The sequence below is a fragment of the uncultured Alsobacter sp. genome (genome assembly GCF_945952055.1).
Taxonomy (GTDB): Bacteria; Pseudomonadota; Alphaproteobacteria; order Rhizobiales; family Beijerinckiaceae; genus Alsobacter.
The window spans coordinates 1-13,292 of the sequence record NZ_CAMFHB010000023.1 but is presented as its reverse complement, the minus strand read 5'-3'; the positions used below and the strand labels follow the sequence as shown (position 1 = coordinate 13,292).

Sequence of the window (13,292 nt, the reverse complement as noted above, 5' to 3'; positions counted from 1 at the left end):
GATGCGAGGACCCACCCAGAAGGAGGCCCCAGCGATGACACCGGCTCCGCGCCTCCACGTCACGGGCGCCTCCTGCGCGGGCGTGACCACGCTGGGCCGCCGCCTGGCGGAGCGGCTCGCGGTGCCGCATCTCGACGTCGACGACTATTTCTGGATGCCCACCGATCCGCCCTTCACCACCAAGCGCCGGCCGGAGGACCGCGTGCGGCTGATCGCGCAGGAGCGGCGCGCCGGGGGCTGGGTGCTGTCCGGCTCGCTGATGGACTGGGGTGACGCCCTCGTGGACGGGGCCAGCCTCGTCGTCTTCGTCCACACCCCGACGCTCCTGCGCCTGCAGCGCCTCGATACCCGCGAGCGCGAGCGGTTCGGCACGCGCATCGACCCCGGCGGCGACATGCACGAGATCCACGTGGCGTTCCGGGATTGGGCGTCGCACTACGACGACCCGGCCTTCTCCGGGCGCAGCCGGGCGCGCCACGAGGCGTGGCTGGGGCGCAGGCGCGAGCCCGTGCTGCGGGTGGACGGACGCGAGGACCTGGAGGCGCTCGTCGCCCGGGTCCTGGCCGCGCCCGTCCTGGCCGCCCTGGTGTGAGCCGCGGCCTCGACGCCGCGCGCCTTTGGCTTCATTCTGCCCCGGGAACGCCCTTCGGCATGCACTCACGTGATGCTCGATGGTTGAGCGCGTTCTCCCTCCCCTGGAGGGGAGGGTGGATCGCGCGAAGCGCGAGACGGGTGGGGGCGATGTCGCAGAACCTGGTACGACGCCGGCGCCGGCCCCTGCTTTGCCGCCTCGTTCTTCGCCGCGGCCCCCACCCGTCAGCCGCTTCGCGGCTGCCACCCTCCCCTGCAGGGGAGGGAGAGCGCCCTACGCCACGCCTCGAGTCAGGTGTGTGAATCCGGAACGTAGAACACCACGGCGAGGAGGTTCGATGCCGCGCGGACGCATCGCCGCATGCGGGCTGGCCCTGGGGCTCATGGCGTCGCCGGCGGTAGCGCAGGCTCCGCGTGCGGGCGACATGGCGGCCTGCGCGGACGAGCGCGTGAAGACGGCGGTGCTCACCCCCGCGCAGCTCGCCGCGGCGGAGACCGCCTGCGGGCGGGTGCTCGCCGGCCAGGCCGGCGACGCCGACCGGCAGAAAGCGTCCTTCTATCGCGGCCTGATGCGCTTCCTGCAGGTGGTGCAGGCGGGTGCGGCGAAGGCCGGCAAGGCCGACGGTTCGGTGGCCTATGCGCCGCCGACCCTGGCGCAGGTCCGGCCGGCGCTCGCCGATGCCGAGGCCGCGATCCGGCTCGACGGGCCGATGAAGGCCGACGCGCTGAGCCTGCGCGCGACGATCAACCAGACCATCGGGCGCAGCGCCGAGGCGAGCGCGGACGTCGCCGACGCCATGAAGGCCGACCCGCAGGGCGCGACGCCCTTCGTGCAGCGGGCGCTCGAGCACGAGCGCAACGGTGACGTGGCGGCCGCCCTGGCCGATCTCGACCGGGCGCTGGAGCGCGACCCGAAGGCCGGCACGGCGCTGTCCGCGCGGGGCGACCTGCTGCGCCGGCTGGGCCACCTGCAGCGGGCGCGGCCCGACCTGGAGGCCGCCGCGGCGCTGGGGCCGCCCTACCGTCGGCTGGCGCTCATGCGCAAGTCGGAGCTGGAACTGCGGGCCGGCGACCTGCAGGCGGCCCACGACGACCTCGTCGCGGCCTCGCGCGAAGCCGGCGACATGCCGAAGGCCGACGCGGCGCTGGCGAGCGCGGACCTGTTCGTGAAGGCGGGCGGGCTGGCGCTCGACACGCTGAAGGACCCCGACACCGCCGAGACGCTGTTCCGCGAGGCCGAGGCGCTGGCGCCGAAAGCCTGGGCGGCGACCCTCGGCCTGGCGCGGGTGGCGGAGGCCCGGGGCGACAAGGCCAGGGCCGAGGCCCTCTACAGGCGCATCCTGGCCGGCACGCGGTCCACCCCGAAGCTGCTCGAGCGGATCCTCGCGTCCTGGCGGCTGAAGCAGCTGTCGCAGCCCGCCCCGCGGGGCGCCGGGCCGTTCCGCAGCGGCCTCGATGCCGGCATCGCCCCGCCCAAGGCGTCTCCGGACGGCCTGCGGCGGGTCGCCTTCGTGATCGGCTCCAGCGACTATGCCGAGCTCTCCAGCCTGCCCAATGCGCGGCGCGACGCGGCGGTGATGGCGAACGCGCTCGCCGACATGGGCTTCGACGCCATCCAGATCGCCGAGAACCTGTCGCGGGCCGACCTGCGGCGGGTGCCCGCCGCTGTCGCCGAGGAGGCCGCCCGGGCCGACGTGGTGCTGGTGTTCTATGCCGGGCACGGCATCGAGACGGGCGGGGTCAACTACCTCGTGCCGACCGATGCGACGCTGGACAGCGACAAGACCCTGGAGACCGAGGCCCTGGCCTTGCGCGAGCTGATCGCCGCCGCGGCCGGCGCGCGACGCGGGGCCCTGGTGATCGTCGATGCCTGCCGGGACGACCCTTTCGCCGAGGCGCAGGCGGTGGCGGCCTCGCAGGGCGCGGCCGGCCGGCAGCCCGCGGCGCTGCCGCAACGCATCCATGCCGGCCTGGCGGCGGCACCGCCGCCCGCGCCCAACAGCGTGGTGCTGCACTCGACGCAGCCCGGCAGGACCGCGCTGGACGGCGATGGCCTCGACAGCCCCTTCGTGCGGGCGCTGCTGGAAACGCTGTCGTCGCCCGGCAAGAGCCTCGAGGCCGTCGTGCGCGACACCACGGCCCGCACGTCGGAAACCACCGCCGGGCGGCAGGTGCCCGCCGCCTATGGCGCGGCGCCGGCCGTGGCGCTGCTGCCCAAAATCGCTGCGCGCTGAACAGGACCGCCGCGCGCCGGGCTATTTCGGCTCGGTGACCGTGAGGGTCATCAGGCTGCGGCCCATCCGGCCCTGCAGGTCCAGCGCCTCGATGACGAGGACGTGCCGGCCCGGCGGCACGACGACGGCCGGCGCCTCGATGCCCGTCGGGGTCACGAAGGGCTTCAGCCGTGCCGTGAGGTCGACCTCGGGCTGGCGCCGATAGGTGACGCGTACGCTGTCGGGATCGATCGCTACCGTGTTGCGCGGCTTGAACTTCACCGCCAGGCGGAACGGCCCGCTCACGCCGACCGGGGAGGGCGCGACCGCGTCGATCCCGGGACCGCGCGTCACCGCCCGTTCCTCGCCGGGCACGGGGTCGCCCGGCGGCAGCCGCGCCTCCTCGGGCGTGATGAGGCGGACCGGCTCCGCCGCCAGGGCGGCCGACCAGCCACACACGACGGCGAGGCCGAGAGCGGACAGCCGGAGACGGAAGGCGCGGGTCATCGGATCCCCCGGAGCGGGCAGGCTTGCTGCCCGATGATCCCGGCGGGACGCCCGCGCGTCAACGGCCCGAGCGGGGTAGGCCGGCGATGCCGCGCGCACCCGAGTGGGTCTCGCAGGCCGGGCGCGGTGTCCCGCCCCCGCAGGGGAGGGAGGGCGTCAGGATCGCGGCCGGCGCCGGGCGAACACCAGCTCGATCGCTCGCAGGATGTCGTCGATCAGGAACGGCTTGCGCAGGAACGCATCGTAGCTGTCCGGGTCGACCTGCAGGCTGCTCTGGGGGAGCGACGTCATCATGATGACGGGCAGGTCGGCGAATTGCGGGCGCGCGCGGATGGCCGCCAGGGTCGCGACGCCGTCCATGATCGGCATCATGTAGTCGAGCACCACCAGCACGACGTCGGGATGCGCCTCCAGCATGGCGAGCGCGTCCCGCCCGTTGCTGGCCGACAGCACGCCATACCCTTCATCGGTGAGGAGGTCCGCCAGGACCGCGGCTATGGCCCACTCATCGTCGACGACCAGCACCTGTCGCAAGATCAGCCTCCGCGACCGAGCTCGTCAGGCGGCTCTGCGGCACCGCTCAGCGGAGGGAGAGTGGCAGGAGTGCCCGACATCAGCAGCGCCGCGTTTTCGGGTTGGTCTTCGATGAAGACGCCATCATCCCGGATATCAAAACGGCGAAAGCGGAGATCGGTTCGGTTGTCTCGCGACTTGAGGACGGTGAGCAGGCGCTGGAGCGAACTCCCGGCCGAGGCCATCCGCATCACGACGATGTTGTCGGCGACCGGCGAGAGGTCGCGCAGCGCCAGGCCGGCGAGGGGCTGGCCGGGGACGATGCCGGCGATGTCGGTTTCCGTGGAGGCCAGCGTCGTGACGCCCATCCCCCGCAGCTGGTTCATGAGGGCCGTGAGCAGCGGGCCGATGCGGTCGGTCTCGCCCGCGATCTTCTGGAAGCCGTCGAGACCGTCGATGAAGAGGCGCTTGGCGCGGGTCGTTTCGATGGTGCGCAGGAGGCGGTGGCACAGCTCGTCCACGCTCGCTTCCGTCACCGGCTGCCAGATCACCTCGAGCTCGCCCCTGTCGAACCGCTCCGCGGCCGGCAGCTTCATGCGGGCCGCCTTGTCGCGCAGCGCCTCGCCCATCTCGCTGAAGCTCAGGCACACGCCCGGTTCCGGGCCGAGGAAATGCAGGCCGAACGTCGTCTTGCCGATCCCCGCCGGGCCCAGCAGCAAGGTGCCGGAATGGCGCGCCGGCCCTCCCTCGAACAGTGCGTCGAGGCTGTCGATACCGGTCGAGGTCGCTTCGCCGTCGAAACCGGACGGGATCGAAGGCCAGGCGAAGAGGGATTCGATGCGCGGATAGATCTCGACCCCGGCATCCGAGATGGCGAAGGCGTGGAGGCCCGGCAGCGTCGCGCTGCCGCGGAACTTCTGGATCTCGATGCCGCGCTCGGCCCGCCGCCCGATCGGCCGACCGCGCAGCTCGATCAGCCCGTCCACCATGGTGTGCTCGGCCGCGACGAGGCGCTGGCTCATATAGGCGCTGGTCAGCATGAAGATGGTGCAGTTGGTGAGGCCCGCCTGGGTCTGCAGCTCGTTGATGAACTTCTTCAGCTCGCGCGGCGTGTTGGCCGTCTCCTCGGCCGAGACGAGGCCGTCCAGGATGAGCAGCGAGATCCCCGACTTGCGGATTTCGCGCCGGAGCGTCTCCAGCAGGCCCTCGAGCCCCTGCTCCTCGAGGATGTTGAAGGCGCTGATGTAGGAGACGAGCGACGGCACGGCCGTATCGTCGAAGAACGCGAAGGACTGCAGGTGGCCGATGAGCCGGGAATGGTTCTCGGCGAGCAGGGTGACGTAGAGCGCCTTTCCGCCGCCGGCGGCGTGGGCGAAGCACAACTGGTTGGCGAGGATGGTCTTGCCGGCGCCGGGGGCGCCCTGGATCATGTAGATGCCGCCCTTGAACACGCCTCCGCGCAGCAGCGTGTCGAGGCCGGGTATGCCGGTCGTCAGTCTCTCCATGGTCAATCCTCGGTCGTCGTGTTCGCGTGGCCGGCGAGGTGCCAGGGCGCATGGACCCTCACCTCCGCCCCGCCCAGGTCCGATGTCCCCACATCGATCGACCCGCCCATCGCATGGACCAGTTCGCGCACCAGCCACAGGCCGATGCCGAAGCCCTCGACCGGCACGCCTCCGTCCAGAAGCCGCTCGAACCGCGCGAAGACGCGCTCCCGGTCCGCCTCGGCGATCCCGGGGCCGCCGTCCTCGACGCGCAGGTCCCAGCCGTCGCCGTCCTCCGCGACCGTGACGCGGATCGGCGCGCCGCGGCCGTACTTGATGGCGTTGGTGACGAGGTTCTCGGCGATCTGCTCGACCACGAGGGGATCGGCCCATCCGATCGTGCCGGCGGGCGCCAGGCAGGTGATCGCGCAGCGGGCGAACTCGGCGGCCGGCAGGCAGTGGTCGACGCTGGCGCGCACGGTCTGCCCCACGTCGATCCACCGCGGATCCACCGCGAAGGCGCCGGCCCGGGCCCGGCTCACGTCGAGAAGCGTCGTCGCGCGCCGGACGAAATGAAGGATGTGCGCTTCCAGCGACTCAAGGGCCGGGCCGAGCTGCTCGGGGGTCAGCTGCCGTCGCTGGTCCTGCCGCCGCAGCTTCTGGACGTGCATGAGGATTGGCGTGATGGGATTGCGAAGCTCGTGCCCGACCACCGACAGGAACGCGTCGCGCGCGGCGAGCTCGGACCGGAGGCGGGCGATCTCATCGAGCAGGTCGGCGTCCCCGGACGGCACGCCCGGGTCCCATCGTCCTGAAGAAGGCTGGCCGATCTCGACACTCCCTCTCACGCCCGTCGTTCCATGGCTCGGCCCCCGGGCGCCCGATCGTCTGCGTGACCGGCCGGACGCAACTCCACCCAAAGCGGCAACGCCGCCGAGGCGTTTTGGTTCAATCGGGACCATGCCGATCACGACGGGGCAGGGCGTCGCGGCGTGCGCGACCATTGCACCCCCTCTCAGCGTCATGGCCGGGCCTGACCCGGCCAGCCACGACTTCGGCACGTCCCCGGCAAAGTCGTGGATGCCCGGGCCGAGCCCTTCGACATGCACACAGAGCGCGCTTTCCCTCCCCTGCAGGGGAGGGTGGATCGCGCGAAGCGCGAGACGGGTGGGGGCGGTGCGGCAGGACTTGGCGCGACGACTGGGCCGGCCCCGGCATATGCGCCTCTTTCTTTACCGGCGTCCCCACCCGTCAGCCGCTTTGCGGCTGCCCCCCTCCCCTGCAGGGGAGGGAGAGCGCCCTTCCTCGGGCTCGAGTGAGATGTGTGAATCCCGAAGGGCCGAGCCCGGGCGGGACGGCGGAGAGGTGGGCTCGGATCAGCGGAGAACGACCCGGCCATGACGCTGAGAGGGAGGTGCGAACCGCACGGCCGCAAGGGTCACGCTCGCCGAACCCGGGCCCGGCTCCCTCAGCCGGCGGCGGGGGCGGGATCCGCGAAGGGTTCGCCCGGCCTGCACACGTAGAACAGCAGGGTGCGGGCAGGGACCTCGCCGCGGTTGCGGCCGGTCATCGCCACGCCGCTCGGCTCGACGAACACCTGGCCGGTCTCGATGCTGACGGGGTCCCTCCCGTCCAGGTCGAGCGTGAAGGTGCCTTCCAGCACGTACACCGTCACCGGGTGGCGGTGGGAGTGCCGGGGCGTCACGTCGCCCGGCAGGAGCACGGCGTCCAGCACCCTGACCTCCACGTCGTCGGCCGGGGGCATGCCGTCCACGGTCTCGCGGTGGAGCGGGGTGAGCTTGGCCATCCCGCTGTCCTGCGCGCTGCGGGTGACGCCGACCGCCAGGCCGGCGGTCATGGTTCCAACGTCCGTCGTCTCGTGCATCCCGACCTCCTGTTGCAGACACCGGGAGGCTAGCGGCCGCCGGGCCCCGGCAGGAGCCGCAGGACTGCGCGAGGGGCGCGCAAAAGTGCATAATGGCCGGCATGTTCACCTGGGACGACCTGCGTCATCTCATCGCCGTCTCGCGGCACGGCAGCACGCTGGCCGCGGCGCGGGCGCTGGGCGTGAACCAGTCGACCGTGCACCGCCGCATCGCCGAACTCGAACGCCAGGTCGGGCTCGCTCTCGTGCGGCGCCAGACCGCCGGCTACCGGCTGTCGGAGCTCGGCGAGGCGCTCATCGACGAGGTGCTCGCGGTCGAAGGGGCCGTCGACGCGCTGGTCCGCCGGATCGAGGCGCTGAAGCGCGACCTTACGGGGACCATCCGGCTGACCTGCCCCGAGCCCACCGTGCCGCGCATCGCGGCCTCCGGCCTGCTCGACCGCTTCCACGCCCGCCACCCGGGCCTCACCGTGTCCTTCGTGACGAGCGACCGCTACCTGGACCTCACCGCCGGAGAGGCCGACGTGGCCTTCCGCTCGGGCGAGCCCGTGGACGAGCGGCTCGTGGGCCGCAAGATCTGCGACTCCGTCTGGGCGATCTACGCGAGCCAGGCCTATGTCCAGCAGCACGGCCGGCCGGCCACGCTCGCCGACCTCCGCGAGCACCGGCTCATCGGCTTCGACGGCATCATGCAGAACCACCGCGTCGCCACCTGGCTCCCCCGCGCCGTTCCCGACGCCACCATCGTCAGCCGCAACTCCAGCATGCTCGGCGTCGTCTCCGCCGTGAAAGCCGGCGTCGGCATCGCACCGCTCCCGACCACCCTGGGCGACGCGGAGGAGACGCTCGTCCAGGTGCTGCCGCCCGTGCCCGAACTCACGCGAGCCTGGTACGTCCTGACGCCGGCCGCGCTCAGAAAATCACCGCGCATCGCGGCGTTCGTGGATTGCGTGCTGGACGATGTGGCGGCGTTGCGGGCGGCGTTGGTGGGGTAGGGGGGAGCAGGGGAGCGGCTGCTGACCCTGGGCGGACGATGAAAGCCTCTGCGGCCAGCGGCCACATCGCCTCCCACGCCGGCCTGCCCGCTCGGCACGGGTGCATCGGAGCGCAGTCGGGCCTTGCCTCGGCTCATGCCGCGATCGTTTCTCCATCCGCAGGAACGAGAACGCGGGCCGCCAAGCCCGTCTCCTCCAGGAACAGCCGCAGCGCATGGCGGGACAGCATTGCGTGGTTCACGGCTTCCATGTGGCTCGCGACGACCATCGCGTTTGGTGCGGCCCGGCAGACCTCGAGGACGTCGTGCTGTCCCATGATGATCGATCCCACGCCGTTTATCCGGGCGTCTCCGCAGTTCAGAACGATGACGTCCGGTGCGTGCGTCCGCAGCGCGGCGGCCACGTGTTCGTTCCAGATCGTGTCGCCGGCGATGTAGAGGGTCTTCTCTTCGGGGTGTCGCATCACCACGCCGCAGACCGAACCGAGGCGCGCCCCGATCTTCTCCATGGCCTCGTCGCTGCCATGCTGCCCGGCGGTCTTCGTCAGCGAGACGTCCTCGAAGCCGCCATGGTCCGAGAGGATGCGCACGGAGGTGAACCCGGCGGCCTGCATCGCCGCGGCATCGCGCTCGTCTTGCACGAAGAGCGGCAGGGACTTCGGAAGGCTCTCCTTCGCCGTGTCGTCCCAATGGTCACGGTGCATGTGGGTCACGATCACCGCGTCGACGTCGACGAGCTCGTCGATGGCGACCGGCAGGTCGACCAGCGGGTTCGACCGGTCGCTGTTCAGGGTCCCCGCGAAGGCGGGGAAGGAGCCCTTCGGCGCCAGCATCGGGTCGATCAGAAAGCGAAGGCCTGCAAACTCCACGATCAACGTCGCGTTGCGAACCTGGGTGATCTTCATGGTGGGCTCCTCTCGGATCGCGTTCTCCGGCCTTGTATGGTGGTGGAATTGTTCGCAGGCTACGCGTAAGTTTTCGCAATGCCTGCGCGAAGACACACAGCCAGCGGTTCCCTGCTGGATTGGGACCGCCTGCGGATCGTCCTCGCTTTGGAGGCGGGCGGCTCCCTGTCGGCCGCCGGGCGCCTGCTCGGTGTGGACCACACCACCGTCGCGCGGCAACTGGAGAGCCTCGAGCGAGACTTCGGTGCGCCCTTGTTCGAGCGGGGGCCGCGGGGCTTCTCGGCGACGCTGCTGGGGGAAGAGGTGCTGACCACGGCGAGGCAGATGGAGGATGCGACCGAGGGGCTCCTGCGGCGCCTGCAGGGAGCCGCGCCCGGATTGTCGGGCACCGTGCGCATCACCACCGTCCCGATCCTTGCCAACCTGTTCTTCGCGCCGGCGCTGGGCGATCTGCGGCGCCGGCATCCTGAACTGCAGGTCGAACTGATCGGGCTCGATCGGAGCCTGGACCTGTCGCGGCGCGAAGCGGACCTTGCGGTCCGGCTGGCGCGGCCCGAGATGCCGGGTCTGCTCGTCCGGCGCCTCGGCGAGATGGCGTTCGCCTTCTACGCATCAACCGACGACGATCGCCCGTTCCACGCCCAGCACTTCCTGGCCTACGACGACACGGGCGGAAGTGTCACCCTCCAGCAGTTTCTCGCGGACCTCGCCGACCCCGGACGGATCGCGATGCGATCCAACTCCCTGCAAGCCCTGATGGAGGCTGCCGCAGCGGGTCTCGGATGCGCCCTGCTGCCCTGCTTCATGGCCGACGCCACGGGCCGGCTGCGCAGGGTGCCCGCACCCCGGCACCTGGCGCCCGTCCCCCTCTGGCTCGCCTACCACGAAGACCTTCGGCGAAGCCCGAGGGTGCAGGCCGGCGCATCCTTCATCAGCGACGTCGTGGTTGCTCGCCGCGCCGCGCTGGTGCCGGTCGGGTTCCCGTTTGACCCTGGCTGACGAGAAGAGCAACAGGGCGGCGGGTAGGGCTTTGGCTGGCACGGATTACTGCTGACTCGGAGCGGAAGTCGAACAGTTCTGCTTCGGGTCAGCAAATATTCAGGGGCAAGCTGTCGGACACATTTTCCGCACGAACTCCTTGTCGCGAACCGTGCGATGGGTCGTAGGAGTATTTCCTGTGATAAGGTTGAATGCGTGTTGGAATGAGGTCATTTCCGAATAGCCACTGAGCCAAGCGGCGGACGAAGCTTATCCAAAACCGCTACTATTGAGCCCAGCGCGCTCAGCGGCGCACAGTTTATACTGTTAGCCTTCAGCGGATGTGGCGTTCTGAGAACGTGAACGGCTGCCACTAGGGTGGGATTCAAAGACAATTCTAGCTGATCTTGAATTTTACGTTGACCAGCTCGCCGTGTTCGTTTGTGACTAGTTGAAGGTCACCGGAATGGGAAACCAAGTCCATCTTCCCCGTCGAAATCGCAAACTTCTTTAGCGCGAAATGCTGAGTAGGCTTAGCAAAGTGAAAATATGTTCCGACGCCAAACTTGATAGACGTGATATTTTCGCCAATGAACTCGGAGGGCAGTTCTGGGCTATCCCATCCGAATTCAATCCATCGTGGAGACCTGTCTTCGAAATACATCTGCCAGTTTTGCCCGATCAAATCTTGTATCAAATTAGCACAGTGTGCGCTGCGGGTGGACATGAAATGGTGCGACAGAAACGGATAGATTTTCGAAGCGAGCTCGCCAACGTGGCGGATTAGGGTTCCTTCTCGGTCCAACTCTGTCTTGCAAATCTCACGGCCTTCTTTGTCCCAGCAGCCAATGTATTGTAGCGTATGGGATTGTGTCATCATCTCGAACTGTTCGATTCTCGCCTTCCAATCGCCAGTCAAAGCTTCATTGACGGTAATGAGTTCAATATTGCGAGCGCGTGCCTTTACACGAGCCGCTTTTGTAAACGGTGAAGCGGATATTGCGATTACCTTATCAACCGGCAAGTTTGAGTATTTACCAATCAAGCCATCGATCCACTCAATCGTTTGCTCTCGCCCGCGTTTGCGACATTCTATTGCAACCGAATGCGAGTGACCTATAGCTGGAAAATTCACAAGAATATCAATCTCGCGCATTGCACCTCCAATCCGCTCTGGAACCATAGCCGACTCTGTGACAGTTCCGCCTGCCGGGACGATTGCCTCATACAAAGATCTGACAACCTTTTGAAAATCATCGGTTCGCTTCGGCATAGCTCATCCTCTTTACCGCTTCTAACGCGTCCCATAAATCGGTCGCATCCGCCGTTCAGCTGTAGCCTGCTCGAAAACGCGGTTAAAGTCTCTTTCTTCGTCGTTCGCGTGATACAGCAGGTGATACACTCGCAACGTAGCTTTGCTTTTCGTGATTGTAATTGCTAGGTTTTCCGTCGTCCAAAATGGAGGGATGGCCCCACTTCCGGCACCGAACTCCAGCAAATTGTTCGATAGACTGCGTGTATTGACAGAAGCTTCTTGTTACAGCGCAGGTCCGCTTCTGCGGCAATGCCGAGGGCCCGCTCATGGCGCAAAGCGGAACTTGCCGTTCCACCCCTCAACCCGCCTCTCCCCCTTCGCCCCACCCCCACCCCCCATGCTACCCTCCGCTCATGTCCCACGAATCCACCGACCCCTTCATCCCGCGGCCGCATCAGGATGAGGCGCGGGCTGCGATCTTGGGAGCCCGGGAGCGTGGGCGGCCGGGGTTTTTGCTGGGGGATTTGACGGGGCTGGGCAAGACGCTGTCGGCGTGGTCGGCGGTGTCCGACATGCCGGAGGGCGAGGTGCTGATCCTGTGCCCGAAGGGGGCCATTCCGCAGTGGCGGCGCACGATCGCGCGGTGGCGGCCGACGGGGAAGGCGGTCACCATCCTGAACTTCGAGCGCACCAAGTCGCTCATGGCGCCGCCGCAGGTCAGCACGCGGCGCTCCGTGCGGGGCAAGAACAACGAGCTGGCGAAGCTCGGCTCGCTCAAGCGGCACTGGGACCTCGTGGTGATCGACGAGGCGCACCGCATCCGCAACCCCAACTCGCAGCAGGGCCTGATCTGCCGCAAGCTGATCGAGGCGGCGCGGTTCACGGTGTTCCTCAGCGCCACCGCGGGGCAGACGCCGTTCGAGCTGTCCTATCTCGGCCGGCTGCTGGCCTCGGCGCTGGGGCTGGCCGATGGCGGCCTCGACGGGTTCCGCGCGCTCATGAAGCGCATCGGCATCGGCCGGCCGAAGGGGCGGTGGAAGAACTGGACCTGGGTGCGCAACGAGGACGACCGCAGGACCCTGTCGGACCTTCTCTACAAGGGACCGTCCGCCATCGGCCTGCGCCGGCGGCCGGAGGAGATCGCGGGGTGGCCGGAGGTCCAGCGCGAGGTCGCGCCCGTGTCCCTCGATGGCGAGGGCCAGCGGCTCTACGAGGCGACCTGGCGGGAGTTCCGGCGCGAGCTGGGCCTGGCCGGCGGCAGCACGCGGACGCCGCGGGGCTGGGCGGCGGATCTGCGGTTTCGCCAGAAGGCGAGCCTTTTGCGCGTGCCAGGGACGATCGATTTCGCCCAGATGCTGTTGGACGAGGACCAGCAGGTCGCGGTCTCGGTCGCCTTCCTGGAGACGAGCGCGCTGCTCGCTGAGGGTTTGCGCGGCCGCGGCTGGCGGGTCGGCGAGATCAATGGCGAGCGCAAGGGCGGCGAGAACGAGGCCACCCGGGTCGCCTTCCAGACGGGCCAGCTCGACGCCGTGGTGTTCACCGTCACCGAGAGCATCTCGCTGCACCGGGGCGAACTGCCGGGCGGCGAGCGCGAGCGCTCCCTCATCGTCCACGACATGCGCCACAGCGCCGTCGAGCTCGCGCAGGTGGAGGGCCGGGCGCACCGCGACGGGCAGCGGGCCATCATCTATTACGCCTTCGCGGAAGGGACCGTGGAGGAGACAATCGCGGTGCGGGCGGTGGAGCGCATGGCGGCCATGGACGGCATGGCCGGCGACGACACCCGCGCGCTGGACGACATCGCCCGCGCCATCGAGGAGGGCGCGGGCGATGAGGACGACGTGACGGACCCGGCCTTGCGGCCCGCCCGGGGTTGAACCCTTCGCGATTCACACATCTCACTCGAGCCCTTAGGAAGGGCGCTCTCCCTCCCCTGCAGGGGAGGGTGGCAGCCGCAAAGCGGCTGA

Annotated in this window: 12 protein-coding genes; 5 read left to right on the top strand and 7 right to left on the bottom strand. The window is 69.1% G+C overall.

Annotation, left to right across the window (positions count from 1 at the left end; genetic code table 11):
* Positions 1 to 34: 34 nt before the first annotated feature.
* Both Q0Q47_RS17305 and Q0Q47_RS17300 read left to right on the top strand, forming a co-directional pair.
* Positions 35 to 592 carry an adenylate kinase gene (locus tag Q0Q47_RS17305; RefSeq protein WP_293862581.1) on the top strand — a complete coding sequence of 186 codons (558 nt, stop codon included), beginning with the start codon at positions 35 to 37 and terminating at the stop codon, positions 590 to 592.
* Between the two features lie 337 nt (positions 593 to 929).
* Positions 930 to 2,825: a caspase family protein gene (locus Q0Q47_RS17300; RefSeq protein ID WP_293862579.1), complete on the top strand. Its 1,896-nt coding sequence runs from the start codon at positions 930 to 932 to the stop codon at positions 2,823 to 2,825.
* A 21-nt stretch (positions 2,826 to 2,846) separates the two neighbouring features.
* Here the strand turns inward: Q0Q47_RS17300 and Q0Q47_RS17295 are convergent, their stop codons facing one another.
* The 5 genes from Q0Q47_RS17295 to Q0Q47_RS17275 form a co-directional block, all read right to left on the bottom strand.
* Entirely contained in the window at positions 2,847 to 3,311 is a 465-nt protein-coding gene (locus tag Q0Q47_RS17295) for a hypothetical protein (protein WP_293862577.1), read from the bottom strand.
* A 156-nt stretch (positions 3,312 to 3,467) separates the two neighbouring features.
* Positions 3,468 to 3,836, bottom strand: a complete 369-nt coding sequence (locus Q0Q47_RS17290) for a response regulator (protein ID WP_293862740.1) — start codon at positions 3,834 to 3,836, stop codon at positions 3,468 to 3,470.
* An 11-nt stretch (positions 3,837 to 3,847) separates the two neighbouring features.
* The gene (locus Q0Q47_RS17285; protein WP_293862575.1) at positions 3,848 to 5,329 is read right to left on the bottom strand and encodes an ATPase domain-containing protein; all 1,482 of its coding nucleotides are present in this window, start codon (positions 5,327 to 5,329) and stop codon (positions 3,848 to 3,850) included.
* A 2-nt stretch (positions 5,330 to 5,331) separates the two neighbouring features.
* Positions 5,332 to 6,102, bottom strand: coding sequence for a sensor histidine kinase KdpD (locus tag Q0Q47_RS17280; RefSeq protein ID WP_293862573.1), 771 nt, complete (start codon positions 6,100 to 6,102; stop codon positions 5,332 to 5,334).
* 674 nt (positions 6,103 to 6,776) lie between these two features.
* Positions 6,777 to 7,193 carry a cupin domain-containing protein gene (locus Q0Q47_RS17275; protein WP_293862570.1) on the bottom strand — a complete coding sequence of 139 codons (417 nt, stop codon included), beginning with the start codon at positions 7,191 to 7,193 and terminating at the stop codon, positions 6,777 to 6,779.
* Between the two features lie 92 nt (positions 7,194 to 7,285).
* On the opposite strand from Q0Q47_RS17275, the gene Q0Q47_RS17270 reads away from it, so the two are divergent.
* Entirely contained in the window at positions 7,286 to 8,188 is a 903-nt protein-coding gene (locus Q0Q47_RS17270) for a LysR family transcriptional regulator (protein WP_293862568.1), read from the top strand.
* A gap of 133 nt (positions 8,189 to 8,321) precedes the next feature.
* Here the strand turns inward: Q0Q47_RS17270 and Q0Q47_RS17265 are convergent, their stop codons facing one another.
* Positions 8,322 to 9,092, bottom strand: a complete 771-nt coding sequence (locus Q0Q47_RS17265) for an MBL fold metallo-hydrolase (RefSeq protein WP_293862566.1) — start codon at positions 9,090 to 9,092, stop codon at positions 8,322 to 8,324.
* A gap of 78 nt (positions 9,093 to 9,170) precedes the next feature.
* On the opposite strand from Q0Q47_RS17265, the gene Q0Q47_RS17260 reads away from it, so the two are divergent.
* Positions 9,171 to 10,091 carry a LysR family transcriptional regulator gene (locus tag Q0Q47_RS17260; protein WP_293862564.1) on the top strand — a complete coding sequence of 307 codons (921 nt, stop codon included), beginning with the start codon at positions 9,171 to 9,173 and terminating at the stop codon, positions 10,089 to 10,091.
* Between the two features lie 376 nt (positions 10,092 to 10,467).
* Here the strand turns inward: Q0Q47_RS17260 and Q0Q47_RS17255 are convergent, their stop codons facing one another.
* Positions 10,468 to 11,343 (bottom strand): restriction endonuclease, encoded by an 876-nt coding sequence (locus Q0Q47_RS17255; RefSeq protein ID WP_293862562.1) that lies wholly within the window; start codon positions 11,341 to 11,343, stop codon positions 10,468 to 10,470.
* A gap of 395 nt (positions 11,344 to 11,738) precedes the next feature.
* Here Q0Q47_RS17255 and Q0Q47_RS17250 point away from each other — a divergent pair, with 395 nt between their 5' ends.
* Complete coding sequence (locus tag Q0Q47_RS17250) at positions 11,739 to 13,202, top strand: DEAD/DEAH box helicase (RefSeq protein WP_293862560.1); 1,464 nt, start codon at positions 11,739 to 11,741, stop codon at positions 13,200 to 13,202.
* Positions 13,203 to 13,292 lie beyond the last annotated feature (90 nt).

Coding starts and splice junctions, on each gene's coding strand:
- Q0Q47_RS17295 (WP_293862577.1), bottom strand. CDS start 3,311: ATGACCCGCGCCTTCCGTCTCCGGCTGTCCGCTCTCGGCCTCGCCGTC.
- Q0Q47_RS17250 (WP_293862560.1), top strand. CDS start 11,739: ATGTCCCACGAATCCACCGACCCCTTCATCCCGCGGCCGCATCAGGAT.
- Q0Q47_RS17275 (WP_293862570.1), bottom strand. CDS start 7,193: ATGCACGAGACGACGGACGTTGGAACCATGACCGCCGGCCTGGCGGTC.
- Q0Q47_RS17285 (WP_293862575.1), bottom strand. CDS start 5,329: ATGGAGAGACTGACGACCGGCATACCCGGCCTCGACACGCTGCTGCGC.
- Q0Q47_RS17300 (WP_293862579.1), top strand. CDS start 930: ATGCCGCGCGGACGCATCGCCGCATGCGGGCTGGCCCTGGGGCTCATG.
- Q0Q47_RS17265 (WP_293862566.1), bottom strand. CDS start 9,092: ATGAAGATCACCCAGGTTCGCAACGCGACGTTGATCGTGGAGTTTGCA.
- Q0Q47_RS17270 (WP_293862568.1), top strand. CDS start 7,286: ATGGCCGGCATGTTCACCTGGGACGACCTGCGTCATCTCATCGCCGTC.
- Q0Q47_RS17260 (WP_293862564.1), top strand. CDS start 9,171: ATGCCTGCGCGAAGACACACAGCCAGCGGTTCCCTGCTGGATTGGGAC.
- Q0Q47_RS17255 (WP_293862562.1), bottom strand. CDS start 11,343: ATGCCGAAGCGAACCGATGATTTTCAAAAGGTTGTCAGATCTTTGTAT.
- Q0Q47_RS17305 (WP_293862581.1), top strand. CDS start 35: ATGACACCGGCTCCGCGCCTCCACGTCACGGGCGCCTCCTGCGCGGGC.